General features: G+C 34.5%; 8 protein-coding genes. 4 read left to right on the forward strand and 4 right to left on the reverse strand.

Going from position 1 to position 12,793, the window contains the following annotated elements; translation table 11 throughout:
* Nucleotides 1–116: 116 nt before the first annotated feature.
* A complete protein-coding gene (locus PQ462_RS02610; protein ID WP_012023599.1) occupies nt 117–1,463 on the forward strand; it encodes a deoxyguanosinetriphosphate triphosphohydrolase in 1,347 nt (448 codons plus the stop codon).
* Nucleotides 1,464–1,530: 67 nt separating this feature from the next.
* On the opposite strand, the gene PQ462_RS02615 is transcribed toward PQ462_RS02610, so the two are convergent.
* Genes PQ462_RS02615 through PQ462_RS02625 form a run of 3 tightly spaced genes read right to left on the reverse strand, consistent with a single transcriptional unit; the run spans nt 1,531 to nt 5,067 of the window.
* Nucleotides 1,531–2,532 (reverse strand): DUF3078 domain-containing protein, encoded by a 1,002-nt coding sequence (locus tag PQ462_RS02615; RefSeq protein WP_121362436.1) that lies wholly within the window; start codon nt 2,530–2,532, stop codon nt 1,531–1,533.
* A 34-nt stretch (nt 2,533–2,566) separates the two neighbouring features.
* Nucleotides 2,567–4,354, reverse strand: coding sequence for a 1-deoxy-D-xylulose-5-phosphate synthase (locus PQ462_RS02620; RefSeq protein ID WP_274252265.1), 1,788 nt, complete (start codon nt 4,352–4,354; stop codon nt 2,567–2,569).
* 41 nt (nt 4,355–4,395) lie between these two features.
* Entirely contained in the window at nt 4,396–5,067 is a 672-nt protein-coding gene (locus PQ462_RS02625; RefSeq protein ID WP_274252266.1) for a hypothetical protein, read from the reverse strand.
* Nucleotides 5,068–5,130: 63 nt separating this feature from the next.
* Between PQ462_RS02625 and PQ462_RS02630 the strand changes: the two genes are divergently transcribed.
* Both PQ462_RS02630 and PQ462_RS02635 read left to right on the forward strand, forming a co-directional pair.
* Complete coding sequence (locus PQ462_RS02630; protein ID WP_012023603.1) at nt 5,131–5,574, forward strand: nucleoside deaminase; 444 nt, start codon at nt 5,131–5,133, stop codon at nt 5,572–5,574.
* Nucleotides 5,575–5,585: 11 nt separating this feature from the next.
* A complete protein-coding gene (locus PQ462_RS02635) occupies nt 5,586–6,218 on the forward strand; it encodes a hypothetical protein (protein ID WP_274252267.1) in 633 nt (210 codons plus the stop codon).
* A gap of 5 nt (nt 6,219–6,223) precedes the next feature.
* Here PQ462_RS02635 and PQ462_RS02640 read toward each other — a convergent pair whose 3' ends face one another.
* Nucleotides 6,224–6,811, reverse strand: coding sequence for a hypothetical protein (locus PQ462_RS02640; protein WP_274252268.1), 588 nt, complete (start codon nt 6,809–6,811; stop codon nt 6,224–6,226).
* 232 nt (nt 6,812–7,043) lie between these two features.
* Between PQ462_RS02640 and PQ462_RS02645 the strand changes: the two genes are divergently transcribed.
* The gene (locus PQ462_RS02645) at nt 7,044–12,731 is read left to right on the forward strand and encodes an alpha-2-macroglobulin family protein (protein WP_274252269.1); all 5,688 of its coding nucleotides are present in this window, start codon (nt 7,044–7,046) and stop codon (nt 12,729–12,731) included.
* The last annotated feature ends 62 nt before the right edge of the window (nt 12,732–12,793 follow it).

Raw genomic sequence — 12,793 nt, forward strand, 5'->3', positions numbered from 1 at the left:
ATTAAATTATTTATAAGGATCAATGGATTTTGGTTGAACAAAATCCTAAATAAAACGTATTTTTGAATTTTAGATGATAAATCTAAAATCATCCATCTAATATCTAAAATTGAAAAATGAACTGGGAACAACTTTTATCATTAAAACGTCAAGGAGATACAATTAAAAGATTGCGTGCAGAACAAGATGATACACGATTAGGTTTTGAGGTCGATTATGACCGAATTATATTTTCGGCTGCCTTTCGCTCTTTACAAGATAAAACTCAGGTAATTCCGCTTTCTAAAACAGATTTTGTGCATACCAGATTAACGCATAGTTTAGAAGTTTCGGTTGTAGGAAGATCTTTAGGACGTTTGGTTGGTAAAAAAATCATCGAAAAATATCCTTATTTAAAAGAAGTTCACGGCTATCATATGAATGATTTTGGTGCAATTGTGGCAGCGGCTTCTTTAGCGCATGATATTGGGAACCCGCCTTTTGGACATTCTGGTGAAAAGGCAATTGGAGAATATTTTTCGAGTGGAAAAGGATTAAAATACAAAGATAAACTAACGGCAAAACAATGGCAGGATTTAATTGATTTTGAAGGAAATGCCAATGGATTTTCAGTTTTAACAGCAAGCCGTCCGGGAATCGAAGGCGGACTTAGAATTTCGTATGCCACTTTAGGCGCTTTTATGAAATATCCAAAAGAAAGTCTTCCGAAAAAACCAACAAATAATATTGCCGATAAAAAATATGGTTTCTTTCAGTCAGATAAAACCTTTTTTGAAGAAGTGGCCGCTGATATGGGATTAATAGCAAATAAAGAAGATGGTGATATTGGTTTTGAAAGACATCCTTTGGCATATTTAGTCGAAGCAGCTGATGATATTTGTTATACGATTATTGATTTTGAAGATGGAATAAATCTAGGTTTAGTTTCTGAAGATTACGCTCTTGAATATTTAATCAAACTGGTAAAAGATAATATTGGGGTTGATAAATACAATATGTTAGAAACCAAAGAAGACAGAATTAGTTATTTACGTGCTTTGGCAATTGGAGCTTTAATTAACGATGCTGTAGATGTTTTTATTGAAAATGAAGAAGCAATTCTGGCGGGCAATTTCCCTTTTGCATTGACAGATAAAAGCAAATATAAAGCGCAGATGAATGACATTATCAAATTAAGTGTTGATAAAATTTATCAAAGCCGTGAAGTAATAGAAAAGGAAATTGTAGGTTATCAAATCATTCAGACATTGCTGGATAAATTTATCACAGCTTTTAATAATAAGTACGAAGGGACGGCATCAAATTACGATAAATTGATTTTGAAAATGCTCCCGGAAAAGCATCATTTAGAGAAAGGTAATTTATACGAACGTCTGCTTCACATCTGTCATTACGTTTCGCTTTTAACAGATGGAAATGCTTTAGAATTATATGAAATGATTCAGGGACGAAAAAAGAATTAATATTGAACAAAAAAACACCCCATAAAATCTTTATGGGGTGTTTTTTTATAATTAAAAGCGTTGTGATTTACTTGAAGGCATAAACGACACCAACACCAAGAACTTGTCTTAACTGCATCTTAGGCCCTTCATTAATTTGTGTTTTTGTTCCTGTAGCAGGATCTACAACATCTTTTTTGTTTTTAATATCATCATCATAAATTAAGTGAACGCCAATATTTGCTTTTACATAGGCATTTACAACCAGGTCCAGACGTGTGTCATAATCAATATCGACATTTCCGAAACGGTTTAAATAATCAGTATACAAACTCAGCCTGTTTTCGTAAAAAACGTTTTTATAAATTTCATTTTTCATGTAGGCTGTCAAAAGTATACCAAATTCGGCTTTTACTTTTTGTCCTTCTTCAACTAAAATCTGCTGTGTAGGATCTAAAGGATCAGGTGCATAAACGGCTTTTTTAACACCAAAAGAACCTTGATTCGCTAAATTTTGATCTAATACTAATGTGGTTTTTAACGTAATAGGTGAGAAATAAAAAGTTCTGTTTTTTTCTTTATTAGAGTTTTCAGCTCCAGCTCCCAGAAATATGTATGCTGGCGCAAAAGGTCTGGAAATAGCTACATCTCTATTAGGATAATTGTAACCATTAGAAAATTGTGTATTGAAATTAAATTTAGCAGAATAATACCAATTTGAAATTGTATCTGTTCTGTAACCATAAGTTGAGTTGAATTGAACCGCATCATCTGTCTTTCTTAATTCAGTACCATCCTGTTTATTTAGACCATATTTCATGATAAGTTCATTAAACCATTTCTGATTTCCTTTTATATAGGTTCTGGAAAATTCTCCTTTAAATAATCCTGAAATAGAGCTGGTTCCCCCGGCACTCCAGTTTAAAAAAGCAATTTGTGAAAGATCGAGTCCCAGTTGGTTTTTTTGTGCCCAGTTAGAAGGCGGTTTAGGACTTTGGTTTGGATCTAATGTTGTTTGAATAATCTGAGCAAAATTCTTAGATGTACACAAAAGAAATAAAAGCAAGAAGATTGAACGTAATAATTTCATTAGGTTTTAATTTTTTTTTGGTGCCGCAAAATAATTATTTTGTGCCGTTTGAAAAAAGATTTATTAAACTTTTAACGTCAATTTTACACAATTGTTGCAGTTGCTGCACGGTTCCGTGTTCAATAAACTCATCCGGAATACCTAAAATTTTAACCTTGTTTTTAAAATTATTTGTGGCTGCAAACTCTAAAACAGCACTTCCAAATCCTCCTTTTTTTACTCCATCTTCTATTGTAATAATGTTTTCGAATGTAGAGAAAATAGTTTTTAATAAGTTGATATCCAGTGGTTTTATAAACGGAAAGTCATAATGGGCAATAGTGTCGGCATTTGCGCATTGAGCTAAAGCATCTGTTACATTATTTCCAATCGTTCCTGTAGATAAAACAGCTGTTTTTGTACCGTTTTTTAGGCAGTTTCCTTCGCCTATTTTTATTTTTTCATACTGTCCGAAATTTTCTACTTCCCAGTTTTTTATAACGCCGCGTCCTCTCGGATATCGAATTGCGATAGGATTATTCAGACCTAATTGAGCTGTGTATAAAATATTTTGAAGCGCAATTTCATTAATTGGCGCATAAATAATCATATTTGGAATCGAACGCAGATAAGCAATATCAAAAACACCATGATGCGTTGCACCGTCTTCGCCAACCAAACCAGCTCTGTCGAGACAAAAAATAACAGGTAAATTTTGCAGTGCCACATCGTGAATAAGCTGATCATAGGCACGCTGTAAAAAAGTCGAATAAATCGTGCAATACACCATCATGCCCTGAGTTGTCATTCCGGCAGCAAGAGTTACTGCATGCTGTTCGGCAATACCCACATCAAAAGCACGATCCGGCAATTCATCCATCATAAATTTTAAAGAACTTCCAGATGGCATTGCGGGCGTTATCCCAATTATTTTTTCATTTTTTCGGGCTAAATCCAGAACAGTCAGACCAAAAACATCCTGATATTTAGGCGGAAGATTTTCTTCAGATTTTAAATGAATTTCCCCTGTCGAAGCATCAAATTTTCCTGGTGCATGATACTTAACCTGATTTTCCTCGGCCTGCTGCAGTCCTTTGCCTTTTGTAGTTACAATATGAAGAAACTTAGGGCCTTTTATCTTTTTTAAACGTTTTAATTCTTTTATTAAAGTTGGAAAATCATGACCATCAATTGGCCCCGAATAATCAAAATTCAGAGATTTTATAATGTTGTTCTGTTTTGGATTTTTTCCGTTTTTAACCGCAGTTAAATACTTTTTTAATGCACCTACGCTTGGGTCAATTCCAATAGCATTGTCATTTAAAATTACCAGAATATTAGCATCAGTAACTCCGGCATGATTTAGACCTTCAAAAGCCATTCCGCTTGCAATCGAAGCATCGCCGATAACCGCAATATGCTGTTTGTCTAAATCGCCTTTTAGTTTAGAAGCAATCGCCATTCCGAGTGCTGCAGAAATAGAAGTCGAAGAATGTCCCACTCCAAACGTGTCGTATAAACTTTCTGTTCTTTTTGGGAAACCGGAAATTCCGTCGATTTGTCTGTTAGTATGAAAAATTTCTCTTCTTTCGGTTAAGATCTTATGACCATAAGCCTGATGCCCAACATCCCAAACCAGTAAATCATCTGGAGTATTAAAAACATAATGCAGTGCAATTGTCAATTCAATTACACCCAGGCTGGCGCCCAAATGTCCTTCTTTTACCGAAACCACATCAATAATAAACTGACGAAGTTCCTGAGCCACTTGAGTAAGCTGTTCTTCTTTTAAAAGACGTAAATCAGCAGGATTGTATATGTTGGAAAGTAAATCGCTTTTCATTGTAAGGTAAAAAGCAAATTTACGGTTTTAATTTAATTTTATTACTGAGTATTGTGCAGGAAAATAGGCAGAGAATACTGCATTCTTATTTTTTTTCCGTTTAATTCACCAGGCTGCCATTTTGGGCAAGCATTCAAAACCCTGATAATTTCTTTTTCTAATGGTTCTTCGATTGCAGGAGAACATTCAAGAAAGGATACAGAACCGTTTTTTTCTACTGCAAATGCCAGTTTTAGATTGAGTTTCCAATAATATACATTTTCTGGTTTTTTAAATTCTTTTCCAAAAAAAGTATAAAATTGATCAATACCGCCAGGGAATTCTGCGTTAATTTGAGTTGGAGTATTTACGGCAGTTTCTTTTATTTCTTTTTTTGAAGAAGCGCTTACTTTCTCTGCTTTTGTCGATAATGGCGTACTTGATTTTAGTTCGTTGTTTTCATCTTTTTTTACAGATTTAACATCATCATCTTTCTTTGAAGAGACTGGAGGCGTTACAATTTTGACTGAACTATCTGTATTCTCTAAAGTTTCGTTTGTAACAACTGATTTTGCTGCAGCAGAATTTGAAACAGTTTGGGTATCATCGGTTTTCTGTTGCCTTTCGTCTTTGTTTTGGCAGCTAAACAAAATTGTTACAATAACTGTAAACAATGCCGGTAAAAATAACCTGTAGTACTGTGTTTTAGCAGCTATTTTATGTTTTCTTTCCATATTCTATTATCACGATTTAAATGTAATAAAAAAATAAGTTGTAAAAATCTTATTTTTGCAAGTATGATAAATCCTTTCACCGACGAATATTTTATGAAAAAAGCTTTGCAGGAAGCTGAAATCGCTTATGAAAAAGGCGAAATTCCTGTAGGAGCCATAATTGTCGTAGCCGATAAAGTAATTGCAAGAAGTCATAACTTGACAGAATTACTAAATGATGTTACTGCTCATGCCGAAATGCAGTCGATAACTGCGGCAGCAAATTTTCTGGGCGGAAAATATTTAAAAGATTGTACTTTGTATGTAACCCTCGAACCTTGTCAAATGTGTGCTGGTGCTTTGTACTGGAGCCAGATTTCAAAGATTGTTTTTGGTGCACGCGACGAACAGCGCGGCTTTATCAATATGGGAACAAAACTGCATCCTAAAACTACAGTTGTTTCTGGTGTAATGGCAAATGAAGCAGCAGATCTTATGAAACGTTTTTTTCTGGAAAGAAGGAAATAAAATTAATTATCATGACAGATTTCTCAATAATAAAAAAGCTATTTCATATTACAGAACCTAATGGTTTCTCTAATGATGAAATTCAAATTGTTAAAAATAACTTTGGTAATCTTCCACAAGTATTTGTTGATTATTATACCGAATTGGGTAAAATTCAAAAATTAAATAACACTCAAGATTCATTAGTTGCTGTCGATCGTTTAATAAATTATGCCACTGATGAATATTTGATTTTTTATACAGAAAACCAGCATGCTTGTGTTTGGGGAATTCATAAAGACGATTTATCAAAAGACAATCCGCCGGTTTATATGAGTTTTGATGAAAAGGAATGGAATCTGGAAACCGAAACTTTGACAGATTTTTTTACTGCAATGGCATATCTCCAGGCTGGTTTTGGGTTGGATTTCTATTCAGAATGTTTTTATGAAATGGATGATAAAGCCTTAAAATTTATTGATGAGAATTTCAAAAATAAAGGTGTTGCTTTTAAACAATGGGCTGACGGAATAAATTTCTACGGAAATCATGAAGATGATGTCATAATTGTTATGAGTAATAATCAAATATTTTATTCATCAAATACTGAGAAACATTTTCTAGAGATGGATAAAGTTCTCTCAAAACTTGGAGTACAGCTTTAGGCTTATTAAAATAACAGATCCATATAAGCGATTACAAATATCATGAATGAATTAAAACAGATTATATTGTAAAATGCATTTTCAGAACATCCTTTTTTTGAAAGAAGTATTTTTAAACTTATTCCTATCGAAAAAAGAAGTATTAAATAGCAGTAGAACATTATTCCGTTAAAGCCAGATGTAACATTATCTGAATAATCATGTAATTTGGATTTTACATTTGTAATTGTTTTGAATAACAAAGTGTGCTTTATTTCTATATTGGGTTCATCAATAAACTTTTTTTGAGTAGAAAAATGAAGTCCATTTTTAGTGATAAAACGATAAGAAACTTTTTCTTTTAAAGTACCATTTTTACCTTGTACTGTTTTCACAGCATAATGAGTAATTACATCATCTGTTTTTGTTTTTGGGAGTAGATAAAAATCTATAAATACTATAGCAATTAGAATAGTTATTAATACTAAAATCTTAATAACAATCTTTTTATTATTGGTAACAAATTTCTTTTCAATAAACTTTCCTTCTCTATTAAGGGGCACCACTATATTTTTAAGTTGAGCGAATATAATATTTTTATGTTTTAGGAACATGAAATAATATAGTTTTAAAAATGCATTTAATGTTCAAACAAGCTTCTGAGTACCTCTGTAGTAAGCTGTGACTTCAACAAAAGTTAAATAATCAAATTAGAGAATTTTCTTCTTAAAGGAACGAAAAAATATTTTACATTTATCGTGATTTAATTCGTATTTTGCTGTTACGACTTTTAACGGTAAATCGCATTAAAATCTTAATTTGTTAACCATTTAACTCTAAATAAAAGTGAAAGCAAAAGGACTATCTCTCGTATTTTTTGTGTTTTTTATTTTTCAATCCTGCGGACGCAAATCGGCTGCTGATTTCAACTCCGATTTTTCGTTATTCAAAGATTACATTACCAGTTTTACAGGCGGAATTGTTTCTTCGGATTCAGATATTCGTGTGGTTTTGGCTTTCGATAAAAACGATTGGAAACCAAATCAGGAATTAGACGATGATTTGTTTGATATTTCGCCAAGTGTGAGTGGAAAAGTGGTAGCACTTTCTACTAATACATTAGCTTTTATTCCAGAGAAAAAACTAAAAGCAGGGACAGAATATCAAGTCACTTTAAACTTAGATAAGCTCATTGCTATTCCAAAAGAGAAAGAAAAAGAATTGTCTAAATTCAATTTTACAGTTAAAACGGTTAAACAGGATTTTACCATAAATACGGGCGATATTCAATCGTACAGCAAAGAATACCAATATTTAAACTGCGTTTTAAAAACGGCAGATAATATTGATTTAGAAACAGCTCAAAAGCTGGTTGAAGCCAAACATAATGGCAATAATCTTAAAATTAAATTTGAGAAAACAAACGGGCCTGCAAAAGAATTTCGTTTTATAATTGACAGCATTCAGCGTCAGTCAGAAGCTTCAAACTTAGAGATTATTTATGATGGAAATGATTTTGATATTGATCAAAAAGGACAAATTGATTTCCCGATTACAAGCATTAAAGAATTTAAAGTTATAAAGGTTGAAGTTCCAGACGGAAACAATCAGCAGGTTTTAATTAATTTCTCTGAACCATTAGAAAAAGGTCAGGATTTTGCTGGATTGGTTTCGATTCAAAACACCAATAATCTAAAATTTTCTACACAAGGAAATTTACTAAAAGTATATTTTACCAATCAAAATACGCCTAAAAAAGCAGAGCCAGTGGCAGTTGTTGCAGAAGAGCCTGTTGCTGCTGCTGTAGACTCGGCTTCCGTTGTGGTTGATTCAGCTGCAGTTGCCGTAGATTCAGCAGCCGCAGTTGTAGAAGATGCTGTTGAATATGTGCCAGACGAAGAACCGGAGCAAGTTGTTACTGGTGAATTATTATTAGAAGTTTTTCAGGGAATAGAAAGCCAGTACGGCAAAAAACTGGAAAATAATTATACAGAGAAAATCTCTTTTGACCAGATAAAACCAAATGTTCGTTTTATTAAAAACGGAACAATTCTGCCAAGTTCAAACAATTTAAAACTGAATTTTGAAGCCGTAAATCTGAGCGCTGTAGATGTAAAAGTATACAAGATTTACAAAAATAATATTCTGCAGTTTCTTCAATACAACGAATTAAACGGCGGACAAAATCTCAAAAAAGTAGCACAGCCAATTGCCAAAACCACTTTAAATTTAAGGGAAAGCACGCTTGTAAATCTGGCAAAATGGAATACATATGCTTTAGATTTATCTAAAATCATTAAACCAGAACCGGGAGCCATTTACAGAGTTGAATTTGTGTATAAAAAGAAATATTCGCTTTATAAATGTGAAACATCAGAAGGAAATGACGATGAAACCGAGGAGGAAGAAGTTGATGAAAACGACGTAAACTACAGCGGAAACTCTTACGACGATTATTACTATTATGATGATTATGATTGGAGAGAAAGCCAAGATCCATGTACAGGTTCTTACTATTACAACGCTAGAATTGCAACAAATATTTTAGCTTCAGATTTAGGAGTTATTGCAAAAAGAGGCGAAAACAAATCGTACTTATTTGCTGTCAACAATATCGTTACAACTGAGCCAGTTTCAAACGCAAGAGTAGATTTATACAACTTCCAACAGCAAAAAATTGCAACCGAAGCAACAAGCAGTGAAGGAATTGCATCTTTCCAATTGGATAAATTTGCCTATTTTGCCATTGTAACTTTAGGTGATCAGTCGACTTACGTGAAATTAGACGACGGACTTTCATTGTCAGTAAGTAATTTCGATGTTGCCGGAGAGACTTTACAAAAAGGTCTAAAAGGATTTATTTACGGAGAAAGAGGCGTTTGGCGCCCTGGAGATAATTTGTATTTGTCATTTATTTTGAATGATGCGGCAAATAAACTTCCGAAATCACATCCAATTAAATTCAGATTAAACGACCCAAATGGTAAAACGGTTTATCAGACCGTTCAAAAAACGAATGATTTAAATCATTATGCCTTTATAGTGCCGACAAACCCAGATGCGCCAACAGGAAACTGGGAAGCAATGGTTAGCGTTGGCGGTGCTAAATTCTATAAGAGCATCAAGATTGAAACCATCAAACCGAATCGTTTAAAAATCAAAAATACATTTAGCAGAAAAACACTTTCGGCTTCGTATCCAAATACAGACAATCTTGAAGTAACGTGGCTTCACGGTGCAATTGCTAAGAATTTGAATGTAGAAATGCAGGCGAAATTCTCTCAGCAAAGCACAACATTTAAAGGCTATGAAAAATATACTTTTGATGATTTGGCACGCCAATTCAGTACAGAAGAAATCAATATTTTCTCTGGGAAATTAAATGAAAGCGGAAAAGCATCAGTAAATATTCAGCCAAGATTGCAAGGTCAGGCACCGGGAATGCTTCGCGCTTCATTCATTACAAAAGTATATGAAGAAGGAGGAGATTTTAGTACCGATGTAATGTCAACTACTTATTCTCCGTACAAAACTTACGTTGGAGTTAAAACGCCTGAACTGAACAAATACAGCATGCTTGAAACGAGAACAAACAATCGTTTTGAAGTGGTGACAGTTGATGAAAACGGAAGACCAAAAGCAGTTCGTAATCTCGAAGTAAGAGTTTACAAAGTAGACTGGAGATGGTGGTGGGATTCTTCGAGTGATAATTTATCAAATTATAACTCGTCGAATGCAACGACTTCATACAAAACCTTTGTAATCAATACCGATTCAAGCGGAAAAGGAAGTTTTCAATTTGCCCTCACAGACGAGGAATGGGGACGTTATCTAATTCGTGTTGAAGACGGTGAAAGCGGACATGCAGCTTCTTTAACCGTAAATATCGACTGGCCAGTCTGGTCTGGAAAAACACGAAACAGAGATGCTTCTACAGCCAATATGTTAGTTTTTTCTACCGATAAAAAGAATTATGCTGTTGGAGAAAAAGCACAGATTTCTTTCCCTTCAAGTGAAGGCGGACGCGCATTGATTTCTATCGAAAACGGATCGAGAGTTGTACAGACTATTTGGGCTGAAACTAAAAACGGAGAAACAAAAGTTGAAGTTCCAATTACAGGAGCTATGGCGCCAAACGTGTATTTTAATATTACATTATTACAGCCTCACGCTTCAACCAAAAACGATTCGCCAATTCGTATGTACGGGATTGTACCAATTGAAGTGGTAGATAAAAACACCATTTTGGCACCAACTCTTAATATGCCAGATGTATTAAGGCCAGAACAGCCGTTTACGGTTAAAGTAGGCGAGAAATCAGGTAAAGAAATGACCTATACAATTGCAGTTGTAGATGAAGGGCTTCTGGATTTAACTCGTTTTAAAACACCAAATGCATGGGATAGTTTCTACGTTCGTGAAGCATTAGGAGTAAAAACATGGGACGTTTACGATGATGTAATTGGTGCTTATGGCGGAAAAATAAATCAGATTTTCAGTATTGGTGGTGACCAGGATTTAGGAGGTGGAAAAGCTAAAAAAGCGAACCGTTTTAAACCTGTGGTATTGTATTACGGACCATTTAAATTAGGAAAAGGAGAAACAAAATCGCACGATTTAAAACTTCCAAAATATATTGGTTCTGTACGAACAATGGTTGTTGCCGGAGATGCAAATACAAGCGCTTACGGAAGCGTTGAAAAAGCAACACAAGTTAAGAGTCCGTTGATGGTGTTGGCCTCGTTGCCAAGAAAAATTTCACCTTCTGAAAAAGTAACGTTGCCTGTAACGGTTTTTGCAACTGAAAATAAAATTAAAAATGTTTCGATTCAGGTAAAAACAAGCAACGGATTGAAAGTAGCTGGAAGTGCTGTTCAAAAACTAAGTTTTGCACAGCCAGATGAGAAAATGGCGTATTTTAATTTAGTTGTAGGTTCTGCGACTGGAATTGCAAAAGTTCAGGTTATTGCAACATCTGGAACTGAGAAATCAACTTATGACGTTGAGATTGATATGACGAATCCAAATCCAGTTACGAGCACTTTTACAGATGTTGTTTTAACGCCAAATAGCACTAAAACAATGTCATGGAAAACTTTTGGTATTGCAGGAAGTAATAAAGCAAGATTAGAGGTTTCATCAATGCCATCAATGAATTTGAACGGAAGGTTGCAATTCTTGATTCAGTATCCACATGGTTGTGTAGAACAGACTACTTCATCTGTTTTCCCGCAATTGTATTTGGGAGATGTAGCTGATATTGATGCAAAACGTAAAGATTTAATTCAGAAAAATATTGGGGCTGGAATTCAGAGATTGGGTAATTTCCAATTATCAAATGGAGGAATGCCGTACTGGCAAGGAAATGCAATTGCAGATGATTGGGGAACTTCGTATGCAGGACATTTCTTGATAGAAGCAGAGAAAAAAGGATATGTACTGCCAATTAATTTCAAATCGAAATGGTTAGGTTATCAGCAAAAAGAAGCAAAACAATGGCGTTTTGAGCCTAAATACGGAAATGACTTAGCGCAGGCATATCGTTTATACACTTTAGCATTAGCAGGAAATGCCGATTTATCATCAATGAATAGATTGCGTGAAACAAAAGGTATTTCAAATGAAAGTATGCTTCGTTTAGCAGCAGCTTATGTTTTGGCAGGTCAGAAATCAGCAGGGCAAAGTTTATTCTTGAAAACCAGTATTGATGGAAGTTCAGATGAATACAGTTATTACTATTATGGTTCAAGCGAAAGAAACAGAGCAATGGCTCTTGAAACAATGCTGCTTTTGGATCAGAAACAAAAAGCATTTGCTACAGCTTCTAAATTAGCTAAAGAAATGTCAGCTAATCAATGGATGAGTACGCAGACAACGGCGTATTGTTTATATGCAATGTCGAAATTTGCGGTGAGCAATGGTCCAAAAGGAATCAATATTCAGTTTAGTAAAAACGGAAAAGGGGAAATCATAAACACAGGTAAATCAGTCGCAGATCGCAGTTTATCTGTTGCTTCCGGAACAAATAGTATTACGTTAAAGAACAATAAGGCTAATACCGTTTATGTTCGTGTATTGAACACGGGAATATTGCCTATCGGACAAGAAAATGCGGTTCAAAGTGATGTCACGGCTTCTATTGTTTTCAAAAACAGAAAAGGAAGCGTAATTAATGTTTCAAGAATCAATCAGGGAACTGAATTTGTTGCTGAGGTTACAATTAAAAACCAAAGAGGAGAAAGCGTTCAAAACGTAGCGTTATCGCAGATTCTGCCTTCGGGATTCGAAATTGTAAATACTCGTTTCACAGATTACGGAGACGCAGTAAACAACATCGCCGATTATATTGATATTCGCGACGACAGAACGAATTTCTACTTCGGAATGAAAGCCAGAGAAACAAAAGTTTTCCGAATTCTGCTAAATGCATCGTATTTAGGAAACTATTATTTGCCTGGATTACAATGCGAAGCGATGTACGATAACACTTTCTTAGCCCGAACAAAAGGATTCTGGGTTGAGGTTGTGAAGTAAATTTATGGGCCACAGATTGTACGGATGAAACGGATTAACACAGATTTAAGTTACTCTGCGAA

Origin of the sequence: Flavobacterium sp. KACC 22758 (assembly GCF_028736135.1) — a bacterium.
In the GTDB taxonomy this organism is placed as follows: domain Bacteria; phylum Bacteroidota; class Bacteroidia; order Flavobacteriales; family Flavobacteriaceae; genus Flavobacterium; species Flavobacterium johnsoniae.

What these genes read in the sequence shown, in the direction of transcription:
- PQ462_RS02610 (WP_012023599.1), top strand. Translation starts at nt 117, where the DNA reads ATGAACTGGGAACAACTTTTATCATTAAAACGTCAAGGAGATACAATT.
- PQ462_RS02615 (WP_121362436.1), bottom strand. Translation starts at nt 2,532, where the DNA reads ATGAAATTATTACGTTCAATCTTCTTGCTTTTATTTCTTTTGTGTACA.
- PQ462_RS02625 (WP_274252266.1), bottom strand. Translation starts at nt 5,067, where the DNA reads ATGGAAAGAAAACATAAAATAGCTGCTAAAACACAGTACTACAGGTTA.
- PQ462_RS02635 (WP_274252267.1), top strand. Translation starts at nt 5,586, where the DNA reads ATGACAGATTTCTCAATAATAAAAAAGCTATTTCATATTACAGAACCT.
- PQ462_RS02630 (WP_012023603.1), top strand. Translation starts at nt 5,131, where the DNA reads ATGATAAATCCTTTCACCGACGAATATTTTATGAAAAAAGCTTTGCAG.
- PQ462_RS02620 (WP_274252265.1), bottom strand. Translation starts at nt 4,354, where the DNA reads ATGAAAAGCGATTTACTTTCCAACATATACAATCCTGCTGATTTACGT.
- PQ462_RS02640 (WP_274252268.1), bottom strand. Translation starts at nt 6,811, where the DNA reads ATGTTCCTAAAACATAAAAATATTATATTCGCTCAACTTAAAAATATA.